The organism is Bacillus stercoris, from assembly GCF_029772985.1.
Taxonomy (GTDB): Bacteria; Bacillota; Bacilli; order Bacillales; family Bacillaceae; genus Bacillus; species Bacillus stercoris.
Window position 1 is genome coordinate 847,465 of the sequence record NZ_CP121861.1, and the last position, 25,106, is coordinate 872,570.

Annotated in this window: 22 protein-coding genes and 1 other annotated feature; of the genes, 18 read left to right on the forward strand and 4 right to left on the reverse strand. The window is 45.9% G+C overall.

Annotated features, from left to right (window positions below; all coding sequences use genetic code 11):
• Positions 1-35: 35 nt before the first annotated feature.
• From lutR to ganB, 7 genes are all read left to right on the forward strand, one after another.
• Positions 36-758: an L-lactate utilization/bacilysin biosynthesis transcriptional regulator LutR gene (gene lutR, locus QA442_RS04320; RefSeq protein WP_095431925.1), complete on the forward strand. Its 723-nt coding sequence runs from the start codon at positions 36-38 to the stop codon at positions 756-758.
• A gap of 181 nt (positions 759-939) precedes the next feature.
• On the forward strand, positions 940-1,932 hold the full coding sequence (ganR, locus tag QA442_RS04325) for a galactan degradation operon transcriptional regulator GanR (protein ID WP_095432028.1): 993 nt from the start codon (positions 940-942) through the stop codon (positions 1,930-1,932).
• A 141-nt stretch (positions 1,933-2,073) separates the two neighbouring features.
• Positions 2,074-3,339 (forward strand): arabinogalactan oligomer ABC transporter substrate-binding protein GanS, encoded by a 1,266-nt coding sequence (gene ganS / locus QA442_RS04330; RefSeq protein ID WP_095431924.1) that lies wholly within the window; start codon positions 2,074-2,076, stop codon positions 3,337-3,339.
• Positions 3,340-3,378: 39 nt separating this feature from the next.
• Positions 3,379-4,635 carry a galactooligosaccharide ABC transporter permease GanP gene (gene ganP, locus QA442_RS04335; RefSeq protein WP_040081765.1) on the forward strand — a complete coding sequence of 419 codons (1,257 nt, stop codon included), beginning with the start codon at positions 3,379-3,381 and terminating at the stop codon, positions 4,633-4,635.
• Positions 4,636-4,638: 3 nt separating this feature from the next.
• Positions 4,639-5,490, forward strand: a complete 852-nt coding sequence (gene ganQ / locus QA442_RS04340; protein ID WP_279473742.1) for a galactooligosaccharide ABC transporter permease GanQ — start codon at positions 4,639-4,641, stop codon at positions 5,488-5,490.
• A gap of 18 nt (positions 5,491-5,508) precedes the next feature.
• Positions 5,509-7,572, forward strand: a complete 2,064-nt coding sequence (gene ganA / locus QA442_RS04345; protein WP_095431923.1) for a beta-galactosidase GanA — start codon at positions 5,509-5,511, stop codon at positions 7,570-7,572.
• 79 nt (positions 7,573-7,651) lie between these two features.
• Positions 7,652-8,941 carry an arabinogalactan endo-beta-1,4-galactanase gene (gene ganB, locus QA442_RS04350; RefSeq protein WP_095431922.1) on the forward strand — a complete coding sequence of 430 codons (1,290 nt, stop codon included), beginning with the start codon at positions 7,652-7,654 and terminating at the stop codon, positions 8,939-8,941.
• 53 nt (positions 8,942-8,994) lie between these two features.
• Here the strand turns inward: ganB and rsbP are convergent, their stop codons facing one another.
• A complete protein-coding gene (gene rsbP, locus QA442_RS04355) occupies positions 8,995-10,206 on the reverse strand; it encodes a phosphoserine phosphatase RsbP (RefSeq protein ID WP_095431921.1) in 1,212 nt (403 codons plus the stop codon).
• A gap of 34 nt (positions 10,207-10,240) precedes the next feature.
• Positions 10,241-11,050, reverse strand: coding sequence for a sigma factor SigB/phosphatase RsbP regulator RsbQ (gene rsbQ / locus QA442_RS04360; RefSeq protein WP_095431920.1), 810 nt, complete (start codon positions 11,048-11,050; stop codon positions 10,241-10,243).
• Positions 11,051-11,334: 284 nt separating this feature from the next.
• On the opposite strand from rsbQ, the gene QA442_RS04365 reads away from it, so the two are divergent.
• The 9 genes from QA442_RS04365 (at position 11,335) to QA442_RS04405 (ending at position 20,699) form a co-directional block, all read left to right on the forward strand.
• Positions 11,335-12,240, forward strand: coding sequence for an ABC transporter ATP-binding protein (locus QA442_RS04365; protein WP_095431919.1), 906 nt, complete (start codon positions 11,335-11,337; stop codon positions 12,238-12,240).
• Entirely contained in the window at positions 12,241-12,978 is a 738-nt protein-coding gene (locus QA442_RS04370; RefSeq protein WP_014665431.1) for an ABC transporter permease, read from the forward strand.
• 3 nt (positions 12,979-12,981) lie between these two features.
• Positions 12,982-14,097 carry a two-component system sensor histidine kinase YvfT gene (gene yvfT / locus QA442_RS04375; RefSeq protein ID WP_141237722.1) on the forward strand — a complete coding sequence of 372 codons (1,116 nt, stop codon included), beginning with the start codon at positions 12,982-12,984 and terminating at the stop codon, positions 14,095-14,097.
• Between the two features lie 16 nt (positions 14,098-14,113).
• Entirely contained in the window at positions 14,114-14,716 is a 603-nt protein-coding gene (gene yvfU / locus QA442_RS04380; protein ID WP_095431918.1) for a two-component system response regulator YvfU, read from the forward strand.
• 189 nt (positions 14,717-14,905) lie between these two features.
• Positions 14,906-15,622: a lactate utilization iron-sulfur protein LutA gene (gene lutA / locus QA442_RS04385; protein ID WP_014665428.1), complete on the forward strand. Its 717-nt coding sequence runs from the start codon at positions 14,906-14,908 to the stop codon at positions 15,620-15,622.
• 26 nt (positions 15,623-15,648) lie between these two features.
• A complete protein-coding gene (lutB, locus tag QA442_RS04390; RefSeq protein ID WP_014665427.1) occupies positions 15,649-17,088 on the forward strand; it encodes a lactate utilization iron-sulfur protein LutB in 1,440 nt (479 codons plus the stop codon).
• Positions 17,088-17,810: a lactate utilization protein LutC gene (gene lutC, locus QA442_RS04395; RefSeq protein ID WP_040081779.1), complete on the forward strand. Its 723-nt coding sequence runs from the start codon at positions 17,088-17,090 to the stop codon at positions 17,808-17,810. Before lutB ends, lutC begins: the two co-directional genes overlap by 1 nt.
• Before the next feature lie 109 nt (positions 17,811-17,919).
• The gene (locus tag QA442_RS04400) at positions 17,920-18,954 is read left to right on the forward strand and encodes a glycosyl hydrolase family 18 protein (RefSeq protein WP_071582414.1); all 1,035 of its coding nucleotides are present in this window, start codon (positions 17,920-17,922) and stop codon (positions 18,952-18,954) included.
• Positions 18,955-19,051: 97 nt separating this feature from the next.
• Positions 19,052-19,287, forward strand: a binding site (T-box leader).
• 68 nt (positions 19,288-19,355) lie between these two features.
• Positions 19,356-20,699, forward strand: coding sequence for an amino acid permease (locus QA442_RS04405; RefSeq protein WP_014665424.1), 1,344 nt, complete (start codon positions 19,356-19,358; stop codon positions 20,697-20,699).
• Between the two features lie 40 nt (positions 20,700-20,739).
• Here QA442_RS04405 and QA442_RS04410 read toward each other — a convergent pair whose 3' ends face one another.
• A complete protein-coding gene (locus QA442_RS04410) occupies positions 20,740-21,657 on the reverse strand; it encodes a DMT family transporter (protein WP_095431917.1) in 918 nt (305 codons plus the stop codon).
• 99 nt (positions 21,658-21,756) lie between these two features.
• Here QA442_RS04410 and QA442_RS04415 point away from each other — a divergent pair, with 99 nt between their 5' ends.
• Both QA442_RS04415 and QA442_RS04420 read left to right on the forward strand, forming a co-directional pair.
• On the forward strand, positions 21,757-22,635 hold the full coding sequence (locus QA442_RS04415; RefSeq protein ID WP_095431916.1) for a LysR family transcriptional regulator: 879 nt from the start codon (positions 21,757-21,759) through the stop codon (positions 22,633-22,635).
• Positions 22,636-22,791: 156 nt separating this feature from the next.
• On the forward strand, positions 22,792-23,802 hold the full coding sequence (locus QA442_RS04420) for an LLM class flavin-dependent oxidoreductase (RefSeq protein ID WP_095431915.1): 1,011 nt from the start codon (positions 22,792-22,794) through the stop codon (positions 23,800-23,802).
• Positions 23,803-23,850: 48 nt separating this feature from the next.
• Here the strand turns inward: QA442_RS04420 and araR are convergent, their stop codons facing one another.
• Positions 23,851-24,939: an arabinose utilization transcriptional regulator AraR gene (gene araR / locus QA442_RS04425; protein WP_069838708.1), complete on the reverse strand. Its 1,089-nt coding sequence runs from the start codon at positions 24,937-24,939 to the stop codon at positions 23,851-23,853.
• Positions 24,940-25,106: the final 167 nt, after the last annotated feature.

The following is a 25,106-nucleotide window of genomic DNA, read 5'->3' on the forward strand; positions in this document are numbered from 1 at the left end:
AACAGCCAGACCTACAAGTTACGGGGTGAATTGCATTGAAATACAAACAGATTAAAACAAAAAAAATATATGAAGAAGTAGCGGATGCACTATTAGATATGATCAAAAACGGCGAATTGAAGCCTGGAGATAAACTGGACTCTGTTCAGGCGCTTGCTGAGAGCTTTCAAGTCAGCCGTTCAGCGGTTCGAGAAGCACTTTCTGCGCTAAAAGCGATGGGGCTTGTCGAAATGAAACAGGGGGAAGGCACGTACCTGAAGGAATTTGAGCTCAATCAAATTTCTCAGCCGCTCTCAGCCGCCCTTCTCATGAAAAAAGAGGACGTCAAGCAGCTGCTCGAGGTCAGAAAACTGCTTGAACTCGGCGTGGCGTCATTAGCTGCTGAAAAAAGGACAGAAGCAGATCTCGAAAGAATTCATGATGCACTAAAGGAAATGGGGAGCATTGAAGCAGACGGGGAGTTGGGAGAGAAAGCAGATTTTGCATTTCATCTGGCGCTTGCGAACGCTTCTCAAAATGAACTTCTTAAACACTTGATGAATCACGTATCATCATTGCTGCTGGAAACAATGAGAGAAACGCGGAAAATCTGGCTGTTTTCCAAGAAGACCTCAGTTCAGCGGCTGTATGAGGAGCACGAACGGATTTACAATGCCGTGGCTGCCGGGAACGGTGCACAGGCGGAAGCCGCCATGCTGGCGCACTTGACGAATGTGGAAGATGTGCTTTCGGGATATTTCGAGGAAAATGTGCAATAACCAACTCATTTCCCGGGCAATTCTGCTGGTTCCGGATGATACGAACAACTGAGACTGAGCCGCAAATGGTTCAGTCTTTTTACATGAGGCAGCCAGGGGCTTTGTACGCTTGACATTTTTGAAAAAGAAAGTAAAATATTTTACTAAAATGAATGCGAGCTGCATTATGGAGGCAGATGCAATGGCGACAATTAAAGATATCGCGCAGGAAGCGGGATTTTCAATCTCAACCGTTTCCCGCGTTTTAAATAACGATGAAAGCCTTTCTGTTCCTGATGAGACACGGGAGAAAATCTATGAAGCGGCGGAGAAACTCAATTACCGCAAAAAAACAGTAAGGCCGCTGGTGAAACATATTGCGTTTTTATATTGGCTGACAGATAAAGAAGAATTGGAAGATGTCTATTTTAAAACGATGAGATTGGAAATAGAGAAACTGGCGAAAGCATTCAATATCGATATAACCACTTATAAAATATCAGATGGAATCGAGTGCATTCCTGAACATACGGAAGGGTTTATTGCCGTCGGCACATTTTCAGATGAAGAGCTGGCTTTCCTTAGAAATCTCACTGAAAACGGCGTCTTTATCGATTCAACTCCTGATCCCGATCATTTTGACTCGGTAAGGCCTGACTTAGCACAAATGACAAGGAAGACGGTAAACATCCTGGCTGAGAAGGGGCATAAAAGCATCGGTTTTATCGGCGGCACATACAAAAATCCGAACACCAACCAGGATGAAATGGACATCCGTGAAGAAACCTTCAGATCCTATATGAGGGAAAAAGGCATGCTGGACGAGCGGTATATTTTCTGTCATCGCGGATTCTCTGTAGAAAACGGCTACCGCCTGATGTCAGCGGCGATCGAGACATTAGGCGACCAGCTTCCGACTGCTTTTATGATCGCAGCGGACCCGATTGCAGTGGGCTGTCTGCAAGCCCTGAACGAAAAAGGAATTGCCATACCGAACAGGGTCAGTATTGTGAGTATCAACAACATCAGCTTCGCGAAGTATGTCTCACCTCCTCTGACGACGTTTCATATTGATATACATGAATTATGTAAAAACGCTGTTCAATTGCTGCTTGAACAAGTGCAGGACAAGAGAAAGACGGTAAAAACTTTATATGTGGGCGCGGAATTAATCGTCAGAAAGAGTATGAATTAAAAACGGCTTGGGATACTAAGCCGTTTTTTTAATTAGGTAAAATAATTTACCTAAAGTAGTAAATAGTTTGTTTACACATTTTCTCAAGCGTGCTATATTATTTTTAAAGCGCTTTCATTCATACCGAAAGGGTGACAATCAATGAAAATGGCAAAAAAGTGTTCCGTATTCATGCTCTGTGCAGCTGTCAGTTTATCCTTGGCGGCTTGCGGCCCAAAGGAAAGCAGCAGCGCCAAATCGAGTTCAAAAGGGTCAGAGCTTGTTGTATGGGAGGATAAAGAAAAGAGCAACGGCATTAAAGACGCCGTGGCTGCATTTGAAAAAGAGCACGATGTGAAGGTCAAAGTCGTTGAAAAACCGTATGCCAAGCAGATTGAAGATTTGCGAATGGACGGACCGGCCGGCACAGGCCCTGACGTGTTAACAATGCCAGGTGACCAAATCGGAACGGCTGTCACGGAAGGATTACTCAAGGAATTACATGTCAAAAAAGACGTTCAATCACTTTATACTGACGCTTCCATTCAGTCTCAAATGGTCGATCAAAAGCTTTATGGACTGCCAAAAGCAGTTGAAACGACTGTGCTGTTTTACAACAAAGATCTCATCTCAGAAAAGGAATTGCCCAAAACGCTGGAAGAGTGGTACGACTATTCCAAAAAGACTGCTGATGGCAGCAAATTTGGCTTTTTAGCCTTATTCGATCAAATTTATTATGCGGAAAGTGTAATGAGCGGATACGGCGGATACATTTTTGGAAAGGACAAAGACGGCAACTATAACCCGTCAGACATTGGAATCAATAATGAAGGCGCTGTCAAAGGTGCGGCGCTGATGCAGAAGTTTTACAAAGAGGGCTTATTCCCGGCAGGCATTATTGGAGAACAAGGGATTAACGTGTTGGAATCGCTGTTCACAGAAGGAAAAGCCGCCGCGATTATTTCTGGCCCATGGAATGTAGAAGCCTTCTCGAAAGCAGGAATCAATTATGGCATTACGAAACTGCCGAAGCTGGAAAATGGGAAAAACATGAGTTCCTTTATCGGCGTTAAAAGCTACAACGTCAGCGCATTTTCAAAGAATACGGAGCTGGCGCAAGAATTAGCCGTATTCCTGGCAAATGAAAGGAATTCTAAAACACGATATGAAGAGACGAAAGAAGTTCCTGCTGTAAAATCTCTAGCCAATGACCCGGCTATTATGAAAAGTGAGGCGGCACGGGCTGTTACTGAACAATCCCGTTTCTCAGAGCCAACACCAAATATTCCGGAAATGAATGAAATATGGACGCCGGCTGATTCTGCATTACAGACAGTTGCAACAGGGAAGGCGGGTCCGAAACAAGCATTGGATCAAGCAGCTGAAACGGCCAAAGGACAAATTAAGGCAAAGCACAGCGGAACATAAAGAGAAAGCTAGATTTGTATTGTAAGAGAGGTGAAAACGGTGCAGCATCGTCAAATCGCTTTGTTGCTGTCTATCATCCCGGGGCTCGGGCAATTTTATAACAAGCAATGGATAAAAGGCTTTGTCTTTCTTTTCTTAGGCGCATCGTTTTTTGCGGTCTTTGGAGATCTGCTCAATATGGGATTTTGGGGAATCTTTACACTGGGAACAGAAGTGCCGCGGGATAATTCCGTTTTCTTGCTGGCGGAAGGAATTATCGCTGTCATCGTGACCTGCTTTGGCCTTGCGGTGTATTATGTGAATCTTCGCGATGCGTTTCAAAGCGGAAAGCAGCGTGACGAAAACAAGCCATTAAGTTCCTTAAAAGAACAATACCGGCATATCATTTCTGAGGGCTATCCTTATGTCGTCAGCGGCCCATCTTTGTTTATTCTAATTTTCGCCGTGATCTTCCCTATTTTATTCAGCTTTGCATTAGCGTTCACAAACTATGATTTGTATCATTCTCCTCCTGCAAAATTAATTGATTGGGTCGGTTTTCAAACATTCGCAAATATTTTCACAGTTGATATTTGGAGGTCGACCTTTTTTGATGTACTGGCTTGGACGGTGGTTTGGACACTTGCTGCATCCACACTGCAAGTCAGCTTGGGGATTTTTCTCGCGATCATTGTCAACCAGAAAGACCTTCGGTTTAAACGCTTTTTCCGGACGATACTGATTTTGCCATGGGCCGTTCCCGGTTTTGTGACGATTTTAATTTTTGCGGGGCTGTTTAATGATAGCTTTGGTGCGATGAATCACGACATCTTGGCTTTCTTCGGGATAGATCCGCTTCCGTGGATGACAGATGCCAATTGGTCGAGGCTTGCGTTGATTCTCATGCAGGGCTGGCTCGGATTTCCGTACATCTTTCTCGTCTCAACAGGCGTATTGCAATCCATCCCGGACGATCTGTATGAAGCAGCTACGATTGATGGCGCTTCTGTCTTTTCAAAGCTGAGATACATTACGCTTCCAATGGTGTTCATCGCCATGGCTCCGATTATCATTACTCAGTTTACGTTTAATTTTAATAACTTTAATATTATCTATCTATTTAATGGCGGAGGTCCGGCTGTAACCGGATCAACAGCCGGCGGGACAGATATCCTCGTTTCATGGATTTATAAGTTGACAATGCAGTCCAGTCAATATTCACTTGCTGCGGCTTTAACGATTTTATTATCTGTGTTTGTCATCTCCATCGCATTGTGGCAGTTCAGACAGACAAAGTCTTTTAAAGAGGAGGCATGAGGCATGCTGGCAGATATGAAGGTCAGAAAATATTTCCGTCTCCTTTTCTCTTACTTGTTGTTAGCCTGTATGGCGGTCATCATTATTTATCCTCTCCTTTGGACGGCAGGTGCAAGCTTTAATCCCGGCAACAGCTTAATCAGTACATCCATCATTCCGAAGCATCCGACATTCGACCATTACAAAGAATTATTTGCGGGCAAGGAAAGCCTTCAATATGTGCAGTGGTATGTCAACTCAATGAAGATCAGCCTGTTTACAATGGCAGGGTCTTTGCTCTGTGTGACGTTTACGGCCTATGCGTTTTCGCGCTTTCGGTTCAAAGGGAGGAAATACGCTTTAACCCTCTTTTTATTGCTGCAAATGATTCCTCAGTTTTCGGCTTTAATCGCTTTGTTTGTATTGGCGCAAATCTTGGGCATGATCAATAGCCACTGGCTGTTAATCTTGCTTTATATCGGCGGCCTGATCCCGATGAATACGTATTTGATGAAAGGGTACGTGGATTCGATTCCGATGGATTTAGACGAAAGCGCCAAGATTGACGGGGCCAGCAGCACCCGAATCTTCTTCCAAATCATTCTGCCATTATCAAAACCGATGGCGGCAGTGGTGGCCATGAACAGCTTTACAGGACCGCTCGGAGATTTTGTGCTGTCCTCAACGATATTGAGAACGCCTGAATCATATACATTGCCCGTCGGCCTATTCAATTTAGTGAATGATGTTATGGGGGCCAGCTATACGACATTTGCGGCCGGAGCCTTGCTTATCAGCATTCCGGTTGCCGTCATCTTTATCATACTGCAAAAGAATTTTGTGTCCGGATTAACCGCAGGCGGAACGAAGGGCTAAGAGAATAAGGAGGAGAATGTGATGTCAAAGCTTGAAAAAACGCACGTAACCGAAGCGAATTTTATGCTTCATGGGGGAGACTACAACCCCGATCAGTGGCTGGATCGGCCCGATATTTTAGCTGACGATATCAAACTGATGAAGCTTTCTCATACGAATACGTTTTCTGTCGGCATTTTTGCATGGAGCGCACTTGAGCCGGAAGAGGGCGTATATCAATTTGCCTGGCTGGATGATATTTTTGAGCGGATTCACAGTATAGGCGGCCGGGTCATATTAGCAACGCCGAGCGGAGCCCGTCCGGCCTGGCTGTCGCAAGCCTATCCGGAAGTTTTGCGCGTCAATGCCTCCCGCGTCAAACAGCTGCACGGCGGAAGGCACAACCACTGTCTCACATCTAAAGTCTATCGAGAAAAAACACGGCACATCAACCGCCTATTAGCAGAACGATACGGCAATCACCCGGCGCTGTTAATGTGGCATATTTCAAACGAATACGGGGGAGATTGCCACTGTGATCTATGCCAGCATGCTTTCAGGGAGTGGCTGAAATCGAAATACGACAACAGCCTCAAAACATTGAACCGTGCGTGGTGGACTCCTTTTTGGAGCCATACATTCAATGACTGGTCACAGATTGAAAGCCCTTCGCCGATCGGTGAAAACGGCTTGCACGGCTTGAACTTAGACTGGCGCCGGTTCGTCACCGATCAAACGATTTCGTTTTATGAAAATGAAATCATTCCGCTGAAAGAACTGACGCCTGATGTCCCTATCACAACGAACTTTATGGCTGACACACCGGATTTAATTCCATATCAGGGCCTCGACTACAGCAAATTTGCGAAACATGTCGATGCCATCAGCTGGGACGCTTATCCTGTCTGGCACAATGACTGGGAAAGCACAGCTGATTTGGCGATGAAGGTCGGCTTTATCAATGACCTGTACCGAAGCTTGAAGCAGCAGCCTTTCTTATTAATGGAGTGTACGCCAAGCGCGGTCAATTGGCATAACGTCAATAAGGCGAAGCGCCCGGGCATGAATCTGCTGTCATCTATGCAAATGATAGCCCACGGCTCGGACAGCGTTCTCTATTTCCAATACCGCAAATCACGCGGGTCATCAGAAAAATTGCATGGGGCGGTTGTGGATCATGACAACAGCCCGAAGAACCGCGTCTTTCAAGAAGTGGCCAAGGTCGGCGAGACATTGGAACGGCTGTCCGAGGTTGTCGGAACGAAGAGGCCGGCACAAACCGCTATTTTATATGACTGGGAAAATCATTGGGCGCTCGAGGATGCTCAGGGGTTTGCGAAGGCGACAAAACGTTATCCGCAAACGCTTCAGCAGCATTACCGCACATTCTGGGAACACGATATCCCTGTCGATGTCATCACGAAAGAACAAGACTTTTCACCATATAAACTGCTCATCGTCCCGATGCTTTATTTAATCAGCGAGGACACCATTTCCCGTTTAAAAGCGTTTACAGCTGATGACGGCATCTTAGTCATGACGTATATTAGCGGAATTGTGAATGAGCATGATTTAACGTACACAGGCGGATGGCATCCGGATCTTCAAGAAATTTTCGGAATTGAGCCTCTTGAGACTGACACGCTGTATCCGAAGGATCGAAATGCTGTCACATACCGCGGCAAAACATACGAAATGAAGGATTATGCAACCGTGATTGATGTAAAAACTGCTTCAACAGAAGCGGTGTATCAAGAGGATTTTTACGCCCGTACGCCAGCTGTCACAAGCCATCAATATCAGCAGGGCAAGGCGTATTTTATCGGCGCGCGTTTGGAGGATCAATTTCACCGTGATTTCTATGAGGGTCTGATCACAGACCTGTCTCTCTCACCTGTTTTTCCGGTTCGGCACGGAAAAGGCGTCTCCGTACAAGCGAGGCAGGATCAGGGCAATGATTATATTTTTGTCATGAATTTTACGGAAGAAAAACAGCTGGTCACGTTTGATCAGAGTGTGAAGGACATGATGACAGGAGAGATATTGTCAGGCGACCTGACGATGGAAAAGTATGAAGTAAGAATCGTCGTAAACACACATTAGGCTGATGCTCCGCTCGATATGGGCGGATTCTTTTTTCTGCATTTTAGAAAACGCTTACTAAATCGTGAGGGGTGGAATCATGAGGAATGGAGTGAAAATGTGCTTAGCGGCTGCCATCGTGTGGAGTGCATTCAGTTCACCGGGATCTGCCGCTGCCGTTGAGAAGGAGAAGCATATGCCAGAGCTTCGGGCAGAGGATCTTTTTGTTAAAAAAGTAGAGGGAATGAACAAAGACTTTATTAAAGGGGCAGATGTGTCCAGCGTTATTGCTTTGGAAAACAGCGGTGTCACCTTTTACAATACAAGCGGAAAACGCCAGGACATCTTTACAACTTTAAAACAGGCTGGGGTCAACTATGTTCGCGTCCGCATTTGGAATAACCCGTATGATTCAAATGGCAACGGGTATGGCGGGGGAAACAATGATATTCAAAAAGCCATCGAAATCGGAAAAAGAGCGACAGCGAACGGAATGAAGGTGCTTGCCGACTTTCATTATTCTGATTTTTGGGCAGATCCCGCGAAACAAAAGGTGCCAAAAGCTTGGGCGAATCTCAGCTTTGAAGCAAAAAAAGCCAAGCTCTATGAGTATACGAAACAAAGCCTGCAAAAGATGATCAAGGAAGGCGTTGACATCGGCATGGTTCAGGTCGGAAATGAAACAACAGGAGGATTTGCCGGCGAAACCGATTGGACGAAGATGTTCCAATTATTTCAAGAAGGAAGCCGAGCGGTCAGGGAGACAAATTCAGGCATTTTGGTCGCCCTGCATTTTACCAATCCTGAAACGGCTGGAAGGTATTCATTTATTGCAGAAACACTCAGCAAAAACAAAGTAGATTATGATGTGTTCGCGAGCTCCTATTATCCTTTCTGGCATGGCACATTACAAAATTTGACCTCCGTGCTGAAGGCTGTTGCCGATACGTACGGCAAAAAAGTCATGGTGGCGGAGACGTCGTACACCTATACCGCTGAGGATGGCGATGGGCATGGAAATACAGCGCCAAAAAGCGGACAGACGCTGCCATATCCCATTTCTGTTCAAGGCCAGGCAACTGCAGTAAGAGATGTAATGGAGGCAGTGGCGAATACGGGCAAAGCAGGACTTGGCGTTTTCTATTGGGAGCCGGCGTGGATTCCAGTCGGGCCGAAGACGCAGATAGAGAAAAACAAAGTGTTATGGGAAACATACGGGTCAGGGTGGGCCTCCAGCTATGCTGCTGAATATGACCCTGAAGATGCCGGGAAGTGGTATGGGGGAAGTGCTGTAGATAATCAAGCTTTGTTTGATTTTAATGGTCATCCGCTGCCTTCCTTGCAGGTGTTTCAATATGCGGAATCAGGCCATATTCCAAAGAAACGCTGAAACAAAAAAATCCATGAGATGTAACAAATCATTGTTATGTCTCATGGATCATTTTATTTTACATCAACTAATATAAAACATTCATCATCATTCTTATGATGAGCTTCCTTTTGATGCTGGAGTGATGTAAGGATTTTCTCCTTCAGGTCAGTGATCGGCGAATCAGGATGCTCTTTTAGTAAATCAAATAAATAGCATGAAGCCGTAGGATCCATCACGCCATCTGTGTATAGAAGCAGTCTTCCGCCATCTGTATATGAAAGGCTGCTTGACTGAAACACTAAGTCTTCAAACATCCCGATCGGAGGCGAGGTCGCGTGAAGCAGTTGTTGAGTTCCGCTGTCGTCCTGCCATAGTGCCGGCGGATGTCCTGCGTTGACATAATCAATGCTTTGCCTTGCTATATCAATCTCAAGATAAATAGCAGTGCAATAATGTCTTGCTTCCTCATCATTTTGAAACAAGCTGTGAAGGTGCCGGTCTAATTCTTTCATGACGTTAACGGGACTGAGACCTTGCGTGATCTGGCGCTGAAACAAAGGATGAAGTGACATCGTAATCAATGCCGATGAAATCCCGTGCCCCATCACATCAAGGATAATAATGCCGTAACGGTGTTCATCGATTTGATAAAATCCGTAAAGATCACCTGACAATTCACTCGATGCATTGTAATAAGATCCAATCTGAACCTGATCGTTTACAATCGGTTCAGTCAACGAGTTTTTCTGGATCTTTCTGGCGAGTTCAAGCTCTCTTTTGGTGTTTAATTTAAATTGTTGATTTTGTTTGTTGATCTCAAGAAGCTCTTCTTGTTTTGCCTTCAGCGTTTCCAAGGCAATTTCTAACTCCGCATTGGCTTTCTGTTTAGCAAGCAAAGCTTCTTGAGCCGCGTTTCTGGCTATCAGCAGCTCATTTTCATATTCATTTCGCTTCCGCATTGGAATGAGAACACAATCGAAGACAGAAGCCCCGCTACTGTGTCTCGCAATAGCATTGATAAGGACGGGGACTTCTTCTCCATCTCTTGCTTTCAGGGAAATGTATAATTCTTCGATGTGATGCTCCAATTTCAAAAGCGGAAAAAAATAAAGCTGGCAGAAAAGCTGTGCGGGAACGGTCAACATCGTATTCATATGCTGGCCGATAACCTGCTCCGCCCCATAACCCAGAATCTTGATAAGGGTACGGTTGGCAGCTAAGATCGACCCCTCTTCTGACAAAGTGAGGAAACCGCATGGTGCATCATTCAATTGTTTGTCCATTAAGAGGGTCACCTCTATCCCTTTCGTTCCGCTATCACACGTGTGCTTTTAAATAATCGCCGATCAGCTGTATCGTCTCATCTGGATGGCTCATATGAGGGCAATGACCGCGAGCCTCCATTTGTTTCAGACTGCTATAAGGCAGATGCTGATGCATATACTTACCTACTGTTGCAGGTGCGATGATATCATCTGCACACTGGAGAATAAGAGAGGGAACCGTTACCTTCGAAAGATCCTCCCGGTGATCAGAAAAAAACGCCGCTTTCGCGAATTGGCGGGCAATGACAGGATCAGTAGAACAAAAACGGCTTTCAAGCTCTTCCTTAATTTCAGGCCGATCTGGCTGATTCAGAACGGTTGCCGCAAATACAGTTGCCCAGCCGATATAGTTTTTCTCCATCATCTCCAGCAAACCAAGGAGCTGCTCCTCTTCAAATCCTCCGTAATACTCAGGAGGATCATTCAAATAGCAAGGAGAAGGCCCTACCATCACCAGTTGGGAAAAAAGCTCCGGGCGGCGGATGGATGCAAGCATCCCAATCACGGCTCCGACGGAGTGCCCCACAAACACGGTTTCCTCCAGATCTAAAGCGTCACAAACATCAAGGACATCTTGGGCATAGCCGTCAAGTGTCTGGTAGCGATTCAGGTCATATGCGCGCAAATCTGAATGTCCCGAACCGACGTAATCAAATAAAATGACCCGGTGCTCTTCTTCAAAGGCCGGTGCCACGGCATTCCACACGCTTTGATCGCATCCAAAACCGGGTGCGAACATGATAGATGCTTTGCCGCTGCCTTTCACCATCACATGATTTCTAGACAAAATCGCTTCGTTCATGATTGGCTCCTTTCAGCCGGAAAGTAATATAAAGTTCAATGTGTCTATCATAACACTCGGACGGTTTGAAGAGTGTACTTTCTATGAAAGTCATAGCAGTTTAAAAGAAAGGGGACATGCGGCATAGAAAAGGTGATTGAATTGGAAGATGCAGAGGATGGATTGCCTAGACACTAACGGTGAGAAAGAATATGACATTTGTCACTCTATCATCATGACACCCCATACTAACAACAGCTGCTCAGCCATTTTACAATCAATGTAAGCCATCAGGAGGTGCTCAAGTGATGAATGAGGCAGTATCAGTAAGCAATGTGACAAAACAGTTCCAGCATAAAACAGCTGTAAACAACATCAGCTTCAGCATGAAAAAAGGAGAAATCGCAGCCATTCTCGGACCGAATGGGGCAGGGAAGACGACTGTCATCTCTATGATATTAGGATTGCTGAAACCAAGCGAGGGAGAAATCAAACTATTTAACCGGGTTCCCGATGATCAACAGGTTCGCGAACAAATAGGCGTGATGCTTCAGGAAGTAAGTGTCATGCCGGGCCTCAAGGTGAATGAAATTCTCGAACTCTTTCGAAGCTATTATCCGAATCCATTGTCCTTGAACGAACTCGTTTCGTTAACAGCACTCACAAAAGAAGATTTGAAAACAAAAGCAGAAAAATTATCCGGAGGACAAAAACGCCGTTTAAGCTTTGCTTTGGCTCTTGCCGGGAATCCGGAGCTGCTTATATTTGATGAACCGACAGTCGGCATGGACACTTCATCAAGACATCGATTCTGGCAGACCATTCACGGACTGTCGGACCAAGGAAAAACGATTATTTTTTCAACGCATTATTTACAGGAAGCAGACGATGCCGCACAGCGAATCTTATTTTTTGCTGATGGACGGCTTGTGGCAGATGACTCACCGATGCAAATCCGCTCAAGAATTCAAAAACAGTCTGTTTCCTTTGCGCTCCATTCAGATGAATCGTTGGAAAAGCTGTCTCGGCACCCGGAAGTAGAGCGAGTGTTCCGCAGGCATCAAAGAATCATCATCCAAACATCAAATACAGACAAAGTGTTGGCGTTGATCTTTCAAGAAAACATCCCAGCACGGGATATTCGAATTGAACACGGGACGCTCGATGAGGCATTTCGCCGGCTGGCTGACGGAAACAGGGAGGCGATGTGAGTGAACATGCTGCAGAAGCAAAGCATAGCTGAAATGAAAAGGGTGCTTAGGAACAAGTATTTTGTGCTTTGGTCGCTGATCATGCCAATAGTCTTTTATTATCTCTTTACCAATGTAGTGAATACCAACGTTCCCGACCAACGTGCATGGGACGCCCATTACTTAATGTCAATGACAGTCTTCAGCGTGATGGGTTCCTCTATCATGACACTGGGCATCCGTATGGTTCAAGAACGGTCACAAGGCTGGACTGCCTTTATCCGCCTTACACCTCTTCCAGATCATATCTATTTATTAGCTCAGATGATCGGACAAAGTGTCATTCACGTTTTATCGATTACCGTCATTTTTCTGTTCGGCGCAATGATCAATGACATTGCCTTGTCACCGTTTGAATGGATGATGAGCGGACTGTGGATTTTGTTTGGCGCATTGCCTTTTTTAGCATTAGGCACACTAATCGGCCTCATGAGAAAAGTAGAAACAGCGGCCGGAATCAGTAATGTGCTTTATATGCTGCTGGCTTTAGGCGGGGGGATGTGGATGCCGTTTGAGGTCATGCCTGACATGATGCAGAACATTGGCCAGTGGCTTCCGTCTTATCATTTCGGGAGCGGCGCGTGGGAACTAGTGCGGGGCGGGAGTCCGGATTGGAAAAATATCCTGATATTAATCGCTTATATGATGTTCTTCATGCTACTATCTAAATATATTAGAAGAAAACAAGAAGCGGTGTAATACATGAAAAAGGCAATATCAATTTTCCCGAAGCAATTCGGGTTTTTCCCTTATATCTTTCTGGTGTACACCATTATGCCGTTCCTCTCTTTATTGAAAGAATCAGGCATCAAACAGGTCATTGGATATGGCATCCTGCTTCTATTTATCGCGGCATATCGCCAGTTATTCTGCTGCGTGGGCAGAGCTTCGTTTACGTATTGGCTTATCATGCAAATGGCGGTTATTTTGATATATAGTGTGTTTTACAATATCACCTATATATACTTAGGTTTTTTCCCGGCAAACTTTGTTGGTTATTACAAAGAGAAAACGAATTTTAACCGTGCGTTCTGCGCTTTAATCTTTATCCTGCTTTTTCCATGCCTATACCAATTTATCGTGAATTCAGTCACGCTCCGGGAGCTTTTTTCTGTTCTCCCGTTTCTCGTCATCATGCTCATTTCTCCATTCGGCATTCGTTCTATGTTTCGGAGAATTGAGCTTGAAGCTAAGCTGGCACAAGCCAACGAACAGATAAAAGAACTCTCTAAAAGAGAGGAGCGTGTTCGAATCGCCCGTGATCTTCACGATACTCTTGGCCATACCTTGTCGCTGCTTACATTAAAAAGCCAGCTCATTCAGCGGTTGGCTGCATCTGATCCAGAACGGACCAAGCATGAGGCAAAAGAAATGGAAACCAGCTCGCGAGCCGCACTCAAGCAAGTCCGAGAGCTGGTTTCTGATATGAGGACGGTCACGATAACAGAGGAGCTCGTAAACATTCAGCACATTTTAAGGGCGGGGAACATTACCTTTCAATACGAAGGAGCCGACGACTTTTCAGCGATATCTCCCGTCACTCAAAATATTATCAGTATGTGTATGCGGGAAGCAGTGACTAACATCATCAAGCACAGCAAAGCAACTCACTGCGCCATCACCATTTCTCAGTTTGCTGGCAAAATGAGGATCGTGATACGGGATGACGGAAAGGGAGCAGCGAAGGAGAAAACCTTTGGGAATGGCCTGCGGGGAATGGAAGAACGGCTCATGCTCATTGAAGGGGGATTAACAGTTTCAGATCATAACGGAACGGTTGTGACTCTGACGATTCCGCTGATTAAAAAAGCAGAATGATTGGAGGACGAAAAGAATGATTCGTCTGTTTATTGCTGAGGACCAGCGAATGCTTTTAGGCGCTTTGGGATCTTTGCTTGATTTAGAAGAGGATATGACAGTCATCGGACAAGCATTAAACGGGGAAGAGGCGCTACATGCTATTTTGAAGCTGGAGCCGGATGTATGCATCATGGACATTGAAATGCCGGTTCGAAGCGGACTGGATGTGGCAGAGGAATTAATGAAAAAAGGCTGCGTCAGCAAGGTCATAATTTTAACTACTTTTGCCCGCCCCGGATATTTTGAACGTGCGGTAAAAGCCGGTGCGCATGGCTATCTGCTGAAAGACGGAGAAATTGACGATCTGGCCGATGCCATTCGAAAATGTGTAGAGGGAAAACGTGTCTTCAGCCCCGAGCTTACGTTTAATATGATGCGAGACGAAAATCCGCTAACCGCTAGAGAGCAAGAAATTCTGAGGCTTGCGGCTTTAGGCAAGACAACAAAAGACATTACGCTGGAGCTCTATCTATCTCAAGGCACAGTCCGAAACTATATCTCAGAAATCATCCAAAAGCTTCATGCGAAAAATCGGACAGAAGCCGCCAGCATTGCTGAGGAAAAGGGCTGGATTTAACCGTATACTTTTCACCATTTACTGCACTCCTGGGAGATCAGGAGTGTTTTTGATATGCCCGCTAATGAAAATATCCCCAGAAAACCCTTCCCTTCTATTATCAGAATAGTGTACGATATTCATATAGTTATTTTAACTCAGGTCATCAGATGACCTGATCATATATTGGGGATGAGAGAGGGGTTCATCATGAAAGTCTCACTTTTTGTCACTTGTCTTGTTGATATGTTTCAAACAAATGTCGGAAAAGCAACGGTTGAGCTGCTGGAGCGGCTTGGGTGCGAGGTTGATTTTCCGGAAGGGCAGATTTGCTGCGGGCAGCCGGCTTACAACAGCGGCTATGTACATGACGCCAAAAAAGCAATGAAACGGATGATCGAAACGTTTCAGGATTCCGAATATGTTGTCAGTCCTTCCGGTTCCTGCACAACGATGTTCCGGGAATACCCGCACTTGTTTGCGGATGATCCGAAATGGGCCGATAAAGCGCAAAAGCTGGCGGATAAAACGTATGAACTGACAGATTTTATCGTGAACGTCCTTGGGGTAGAGGATGTCGGCGCGACCCTTCATACAAAAGCGACCTTACATACGTCGTGCCATATGACAAGGCTGCTCGGGGTTCGGGAGGAGCCGATGAAGCTGTTGAGCCATGTAAAGGGACTGCAGTTTACAGAGCTTCCAGGCAAACATAACTGCTGCGGATTCGGAGGAACGTTCTCCGTCAAAATGGCGCAGATTTCAGAGCAGATGGTCGATGAAAAAGTCGAATGTGTGGAGGAAACGGGAGCAGAGGTGCTGATCGGCGCTGACTGCGGCTGTTTGATGAATATCGGGGGACGGCTTGACCGAAAAGATAAGAATGTCAAAGTGATGCACATCGCCGAAGTGCTCAACAGCAGATAAAACTGGATTCAGAGGGGGAAAGGATCATGGCGATGAAAATCGGTACTGACGCTTTTAAAGAGCGGGTATCACAGGGGATTGATAATGAATTTATGAGAGGCGCTGTTTCAGGTGCACAGGAGCGTCTGCGGACGCGGCGCCTAGAGGCAGCAGAAGAACTGGGAAACTGGGAGGAGTGGCGCTCTTTATCAGAGGAAATCAGGCAGCATGTCCTTGAAAACCTTGATTTCTATCTCGGACAGCTTGCCGAAAATGTAGCGAAAAGAGGCGGACATGTCTATTTCGCGGAAACAGCGGAAGAGGCGTCTTCTTATATTCGCGACGTCATTCAAAAGAAGAACGGGAAGAAAATCGTAAAATCAAAATCAATGGTTACAGAGGAAATCAATCTGAATGAGGTGCTGGAGAAGGAAGGCTGTGAAGTCGTCGAAACCGACCTCGGCGAGTATATTTTGCAGATTGATGATCACGATCCGCCGTCACATATCGTCGCGCCCGCCCTTCATAAAAATAAAGAGCAGATACGCGATGTGTTTAAAGAAAGGCTGGACTATCAACATACAGAAAAACCGGAAGAGCTTGTCATGCATGCGCGTGCCATTCTCCGGAAAAAGTTTCTGGAAGCGGATATCGGCATTACCGGCTGTAACTTCGCCATTGCGGACACGGGTTCCGTCAGCCTTGTGACCAATGAAGGAAATGGACGGCTTGTGAGCACCTTGCCGAAAACACAAATTACCGTCATGGGAATGGAACGGATTGTCCCGTCATTTTCTGAATTTGAAGTGCTTGTCAGCATGCTGACAAGAAGTGCTGTCGGACAGCGGCTGACAAGCTATATTACAGCATTAACGGGTCCGAAGCTGGAAGGTGAAGTGGATGGTCCAGAAGAATTCCATCTTGTCATCGTTGACAATGGACGATCCAACATCCTAGGAACGGAATTCCAGTCTGTGCTGCAATGTATCCGCTGTGCCGCCTGTATCAATGTCTGCCCTGTGTACCGCCATGTCGGCGGACATTCATACGGCTCAATCTACTCGGGGCCGATCGGAGCGGTTTTATCGCCATTGCTCGGCGGTTATGACGATTATAAGGAGCTGCCGTACGCTTCTTCACTGTGCGCTGCTTGTACAGAAGCCTGCCCGGTCAAAATTCCGCTGCACGAGCTCCTTCTCAAGCATCGCCAAAACATCGTCGAAAAAGAAGGCAGAGCGCCGATCAGTGAAAAGCTTGCGATGAAAGCGTTCGGACTTGGCGCATCCTCCTTGTCACTATACAAAATGGGCTCAAAATGGGCGCCGGCCGCCATGACACCTTTTACAGAGGACGAAAAAATTTCGAAGGGACCCGGCCCGCTCAAAAGCTGGACACAGATCCGCGACTTCCCGGCACCGCATAAATCGAGATTCAGAGACTGGTTTGCGGACAGAGAAACAAGTGAACGCACGAAGGAGGAGCAGTGATGACGAAGGGAACCATTCAGAATCAAGAGAGCTTTTTAAACCGAATCGCATCCAGCCTGGGCCGTGAAAGAAGAACAGGGGGCGTGGCAGTTCCTGAGTGGGCGCATCAGCCGCAATATAAAACACTTGAAGGATATTCAGCGGATGACTTAGTCACAGTGCTCAAAAACCATTGTGTCAAAATCCATACAGAGCTGATTGAAACGGATTCAACCGGCCTTTACGATGCCCTGCGCGAGCAAGTCAGCCGCTTCTCCGGAGGCCCTGTCATCATTCCGAAGGACCCCCGCTTTGAAGCATACGGACTGAAAAGCCTGCTCACCAAGGACTGGCCGAGTGAGGGAACGCCAGTCTGGGAGTGGGATGCTGACAAAGGCGAGGAAAATATCAAAAAAGCGGAGCAAGCCAATGTAGGGATTACATTCAGCGAAATTACATTGGCTGAGTCGGGGACGGTTGTCCTCTTCTCCTCAAAAGACATCGGCCGATCTGTCAGTCTTCTGCCTACGACTTATATTGCGATCGTGCCGAAATCAAGCATTGTGCCAAGAATGACACAAGCCAGTGATATCATCCGCCAAAACATTGCAGACGGTGTCACTGTTCCTTCATGTATCAACTACATTACCGGACCGAGCAACTCAGCCGATATTGAAATGGATTTAGTTGTAGGAGTGCACGGACCAGTAAAGGCAGCCTATATTCTCGTCTCTGACCGCTAAACTCAGAAAGCCCGGCAGGCATATGCCGGGCTTTTTGCTTGAAAAAAAACTTCAACTTCCAATTTTTTGGCCGATGAGAAGAGTATGACTTGATACAGGAGGAAATGCGATGAAAAAATGGCTGATTATAGCGGTTTCACTGGCGATTGCGATTGTTCTGTTTATGTATACAAAAGGAGAAGCGAAGGCAGCCGGCATGACATTAGGCTACACGACTGGGGATACGGCTTCATACAATTCTCTTGCGAAACATCATACATACATGAATGCCATCGCAACCGATACATTTGCGTTTGAAAAAAACGGACAAATCATTGGCGATGCCCCAAGCAAGCAGCTGACATATGCGAAAAAGAAAAAAATCAAGACATGGGCTGTCATTTCAAACTATAATGATGCCATTTATGACTTTGACGGAGATTTGGCAAGTCGGGTCATGAGTAATAAAACAGCGAAAAAACGGTTCACTGATCAGCTCATATCTTTGGCGAAAAAGCACTCATACTACGGTATCAATATCGATTTTGAAGCAGTGAATCCAGAAGACCGATCTAAATACTCGCGTTTTATTCAAGATGTCTCACAGGCTTTGAAAAAGAAACATATTCAAACAATGGTATCCGTTCCGGCCAAAAGCGCTGATGATAAAAATGATGACTGGAGCTGGCCGTATGATTATGCGAAAATCGGCAAATATGCCGACTTCGTACAAGTCATGACCTACGACGAACACGGCATTTGGGGGGAGCCAGGATCAGTGGCAAGCACAAACTGGATCAAAAGCTCTCTGCAGTTTTCAGTCAAAAAGATCAAAGCCAATAAAGTCATCATGGGCATCCCCGCGTACGGCTATGACTGGGATGTAAAAGACGGAAGCGGAAGCTCTGTGAGGAGATGGAATGAACTCAAATCCCTCATCCAAAAGCAAAAAGCAAAGCCGGCATTCAACAAAAAAACAGGTTCGATGACGTTTTCTTATGTTGACAAAAAGAAGCATAAACATGTCGTGTGGTATGAAAACGAAAAAACCGTTCAAACGAAAAGCCATTTGGCAAAGCAATATAAAATAGCAGGTGTTTCAGTCTACGCATTAGGAAACGAGTCAGAATCCTTTTGGAAAGCCATTCAAAAAGGGACAAAATAACAGTTTCTTTTTTCTCTGAAGTTATTGACAGGGAAAAGAGAAGCACGTATATTATGTTAATATATTCAGATCATAAAATTTGAGTTTTTCAGAAAACTAAAACGCATAGATTGGGAGCAGTAAAAGAAAGTAATCAGAACAGAGAGCTGCGGGGTGGTGCGACGCAGCCTGATTCTTCTTTGAACTCGCCCGGGAGTGGTAAGACAGAACGGAATAGATTGAATATTCCCTATGTTTTAACGGCTAACCTTCGTTACAGGTCAAAAGCAGGATTCTTCATGAAGAATCAACAAGAGTGGTACCGCGGTCAGCCGAAGGCTCGTCGTCTCTTTATCTATTAGATTAGATAAGGGGCGGCGGGCTTTTTTGTTTTTGAAAACGAGAAGGAGAGGTAGCAGAGGATGAAAAACGACAATCAAACGTTAAAACGCACGATGACGTCCCGCCATATTATGATGATGGCGCTGGGCGGAGCAATCGGCGCAGGTTTATTTAAGGGGAGCAGCTCAGCGATCGATGTGGCAGGGCCATCTGTCATTATCGCATACCTGCTCGGCGGAATTATTTTGCTGTTTATTATGCAGGGGCTCGCGGAAATGGCTGTTCGAAACCGCAACGCCAGAACCTTCAGGGACCTTGTCCAGCAGGTGTTAGGGAATTACGCCGCTTATTTCTTGGACTGGATATACTGGAAAATGTGGGTGCTCAACATTGCGGCTGAAGCTGTTGTAGCTGCGATCTTTATTCAATACTGGCTCCCGGGCTGCCCGATTTGGGTGCTGGCATTGGGGATTTCTCTTATCGTCACGATCGTAAACTTGCTTTCTGTTAAAATCTTCGCCGAAACTGAATATTGGCTGGCCATGATCAAGATTACCGTTATTATTGTCTTTATTATTTTAGGGTTATTGCTTTTATTCGTATCATTCGGTGATCATACAGCTGCCGGATTTTCAAACCTGACAGAGCACGGCGGATTTTTCCCGCACGGCGGCACAGGGCTGATTACGGCGATGCTTGTCGTCATCTACTCTTACGGCGGTACAGAAATTATCGGAGTGACACTTGCTGAAACAAAAAATCCAGAAAAGGTTGTCCCGAAAGCTGTCCGCAGCACACTGACACGGATTGTCGCGTTTTACCTGCTGCCGTTTTTCATCATCGTCAGCCTGATTCCGTGGAACCAAGTCAATTCCGTTCCGGAAAGTCCTTTCGTGATGGTCTTTAAAATGGTAGGCATTCCGGGCGCTGATCATATCATGAACGCAGTTATCCTGCTGGCGATCATTTCTTCTATGAATTCAGGTTTATACGGATCATCACGCATTTTGTATACACAGGCAAGTGACGGAAGGCTTCCGAAGGTCTTCTCGAAGCTTTCATCAAAAAACGTACCGATGTTTGCAATTCTGATGTGCACTTCTTCTCTCTATATTGGAGTGTTGATTTCTCTGTTCGCGGGAAGCCAAACATTTAATTATTTAATGGGATCATTGGGATATACCGTTTTATTCATTTGGCTGATCATCGGATTCGCTCATTTGAAATCGAGAAAACAGCAAACGGAAAAACCGGCTTATTATGTAAAATGGTTCCCGTACACGACATGGTTTGCGATTGTGGCATTACTCGCCATTCTGATCGGGGTCGTAATGACAACGTCAATTGTCATTACCGGCATTACTGCGGCGATCTACCTTTTGATTACCGTTGCATATTTGGTCAAAGGGCGCAAGCATCAGTAAATAAGAAACCCTCTCGCCGCATCCGGCAAGAGGGTTTTTATTATTGTGCAGCTTTCTCATTTATGCCAATCGCCGCTGCTTTCTGCGCTTTTGAGTTTGTATTCACGAGACAGATGCTTGTGACAATCAGCAGCAGCCCTGCCAAGAGGCTAAGGGTGAGCGGTTCATGCAGGAAAATGGAGCTGGCTACGATCGATATGAGCGGAATCAAAAACGTATAAGATGCGACCTTGCTTGCTTCTCCTGAACCGACAAGTGTAAAAAAGATAAGCCAACCGAGTGCGATAACGAATACAGAGATGAACAGCAGGCTCGTGATAAACGGAGCTGTCCATTGGATCGCGGAAAAGCTTTCTGTCCAAAGACCGGATATAAGCAGAAACACGCTGCCGATCGTCAGCTGCAAGGCGACCATCCAGATGGAATCGACGCGGCTGCCTGTTTTTTTCATATATACTGTTCCGAGCGCCCAGCTGATTGCGGAGCCAAGCGCCAGCAGAACCCCAATGACAGAAATATGCCCGTCAAAGCCCGCGGCACTAATGACGGCTACTCCCGCAAAACCGAGGATGAGCCCGATCACTTTCAATACAAACATAGATTCGCCGAGCCACAGCCAAGAAAATACCCCCATCAGAACAGGCTGAAAGAAGACGATTGCAGAAAACAGGCCGGCCGGAAGATAATTCAGCCCGATCGTTTGCAGGCCGTAGAATAACGTAATATTTAAAAGTGCAGAAACAAGATAAATCGGCCACGTTTCTTTTAAACGTAATTTATGAAAACGCGGCAGTGCGACAATGACTAATAAAAGCCCGCCGATCAGCGTTCGGATGCCCGCGAATAATAAGGGCGGCGAATAGGCGAGCGCGGCTTTGGACAGCGGCCAATTGACGCCCCACATGATGACGAGAAATGCGAGCAGGAGAGCTGTCCGCGTTTTTGAGAGCTGCTTCATTGTTCATTCACTCCTTGTAGAACTTTTCCATCATATGATACGGTAGAACATAAGATAAATAAAATGAATCTTTTTTATGAGGAGCATAAGTAAATTGTTATGACTATTACACAATTAAAGGTTTTCGTCAAAATAGCTGAAACGGGAAGCTTTACAAAAGCGGGTCAGGCGCTGAACATGACACAGCCGGCTGTCAGCCATGCGATTTCTGCAATCGAAGCTGAGCTTGATGTAAAGCTGATTATTCGTGACCGCCGCAATGGCCTGATGCTGACTGATACGGGAAAACAGATCTTAGTACACATCAGGGAAGTCTTAAAAGGCATTGAAAAAGTTGAGCAGGTCGCAGCCGCGGAAAAAGGGCTTGAACTGGGTACAATCCATATTGGCACATTCTCAACTGCCTCGGCTTATTTTATGCCGAAGCTGATCAGTGAATTTAAACAAAAATATCCGAAACTGGAGCTTGTGCTGCACGAGGGAACTGTAAATGAAGTCAAGGAGTGGCTTCACACGCGGATGATAGATGTCGGCATTCTTCTGTATCCAACAGAGGAGATGGAGTACATTCATTTGAAAAAAGACAAAATGGCAGTCGTGCTCAGGGATGATCACCCGCTTTGCAGCCGTTCAGCCATTACGCTGAAAGATCTCGATGATGAACCGATGATCGTCTGCGACGGCGGCTATGAATCACCTTTTCACGATATGTTCAGGCAAGCGGGCGCTACGCTGAACGCCGCTTTCACAGTCTATAACATGAACACCTCGATCAGTATGGTCAAAGAAGGACTGGGTCTCGCGATTTTATCAGAAATGTCCATGTCGCACATGCCGCTGCCGGAGCATGTGGTGACCAGAGAGTTGGACCCGCAGGTATACCGAGATGTTCAGCTTGCTGTTCCGTCGCTGAAGGAGGCTTCTCTGGCGGCTAAGCTCTTTATTGAGATGGCTAAGGAGCTGTTTGGAGCAGAATAACGTCCCAAACCGTACGTTTTATATTGTTCGAATTTCATCGAATCAAATTCTTTTATTCCAGAATGCAGTTGTGTTATGGTGTGATAGAAGTACATTCGATCATGACCTGACAGCTTTGGGCTGTTTCCTGATAACACATTTGCAAAGGAGAACAATATGTCTAACTACCAACGCAAAGATACCTTGCTTTCTGTCTTGAATTTATCTCCGGTTGTTCAGGGAGGAACGATCGCGGAATCATTCCGAAACAGCATGGACTTGGCGCGCCGTGCGGAGGAATGGGGCTATCACCGTTACTGGCTTGCTGAGCATCATAATATAGAAGGTGTGGCAAGCTCTGCCACCGCAGTTTTGATTGGCCATATTGCCGGAGGCACTAAGAAAATCCGCGTCGGTTCCGGCGGCATTATGCTCCCGAACCACTCTTCATTAATCATTGCTGAACAATTCGGCACACTCGAAACATTGTATCCCGGGCGGATTGACCTGGGGCTCGGACGTGCGCCGGGAACGGACCAATTGACAGCAAGAGCGCTCCGCAGAAACATCAACAGCGGAGAGGATTTCCCAGAACAACTAGAGGAACTTCGCAATTACTTTAAACCGAAAGGAAATGTGCGCAATCAAGTCCGCGCCATTCCCGGAGAGGGCATAGATGTGCCGATTTGGCTGCTGGGCTCAAGCGGCTTCAGCGCCCGCCTTGCAGGTGAACTAGGTCTTCCGTTTGCCTTCGCCGCTCATTTCTCGCCGGCGAATACGGTTCCTGCCTTAGAGCTGTACCGCAATTCCTTCACGCCGTCTGACGTACTCGACGAATCGTATGCGATGGTCGGCGTCACCATTATCGCGGCAGATACAAACGAGAAAGCGCAGCACCTTGCGACGTCGCATTATCAAAGATTTCTTGATCTTGTCCGCGGTACGCCGAACCAGCTGAAGCCGCCTGTTGAGGATATGGACCAAATCTGGAGCCCGTATGAAAAAGCGATGGTCAATGAGCAGTTAAGCTCCACGATTGTCGGAGGGCCGGAAGAAGTGAAGGCGAAGCTTGAAGACTTCGTCAAAACGACACAGGCTGACGAAATTATGGTTAACTCAGAAACCTATGAACACGCAGACAGAATGCGTTCGTTTGAAATCATCGCTGATGTTTGGAAAAATAGATAACAGCTATAAAAAAAGCAATGTAGCGGGGAGACCCATACATTGCTTTTTTTATTCATTCAGTTTTCGTGCGGACTGGCGAATGATCAACTCAGGCTCAAATATAACATCCTCTTGCTTTGGCTTTTTATGCTCAAGGGAGTCAATCACATATTTCGCCGCCGCTTTACCGAGCACGGATTTCGGGTGCTTGACAGAGGTTAGTTTCACTTCGGAGATTTGGGCGAAATGTGAATCATCATACCCGACGATAGACATATCCTCCGGCACTTTTAGATCCATCTCCCGCAGCATATCAATCACCTTCAGCGCAATTTCATCGTTATAACAAAGAATGGCTGTCGGCATATGCTTACTGTTTTTCTCCAGTGTGGCCTTCACTTTCTCCAGAAGTTTTGATTCTTTTTCTTCCGTTGTAAATGTCACAATCATATCTGGAGAGGGGAACAAATCACGCTCCCGGTGCGCCTGTATAAATCCGTTCATCCGTTTCACGCCTTGTGTGTCATCAGCTTTGAAAATACCCATCATGTGCGTGTGGCCGAGAGAAAGCAAATGCTCCGCCGCCATCATGCCGCCTTTCACATCATCCAAGGTAAAACTCGGTGCGGCAAGCTCGGCATATGACGCGTTAATCATCGCAAAGGGAATGCCGTTTTTCTCCAAGTTCAGATAGTAGCCGATGTTTGGAGTTTGCAGAGCGCTTTTTGTCGGTTCTACGATGAGTCCGTCAATATGCTGGGACAGCAGGTTTTCCAAGCCTCTTCTTTCATTGTCCGGGTTGTTGTTTGTGCTTGTCAAAAGCATAGAATATCCCTGCTCGCTTAAATAGGACTCGATTCCTCTGATAATGCTCGGGAAAATATAGTCTGATATGTAGGTTGTCAAAACACCGATCGTTTTATTGGAATGCAGCGCTGACTTCGCAGAGCGTGAAGCGACGAAGGTGCCTCCGCCTTGCACGCTGTACAGCAGACCTTGTGATACGAGGTCTCCGATCGCTTTGCGAATGGTATGCCGGCTGACGCCGAATTGCTGCATTAATTCGTTTTCGGTAGGGATTTTTTGATCGGGCAGTATTTTGCCTTGATTAATCCATGAACTAATTTCTTCTTTTACTTGCGCGTATTTTGGTAACATATCCATTCCTCCAAAATGTATACGGACAAATTTTAGTATATCACAGCGTTCTTTGTAAGAAAACATTGACAGAAAATACAAACAAGATTATTCTATATTTGTACGTACTAATTAAATGTAATTTTCGTTAAATTTTAATATAAGTACGTACAATTGAAGGTTTAAAT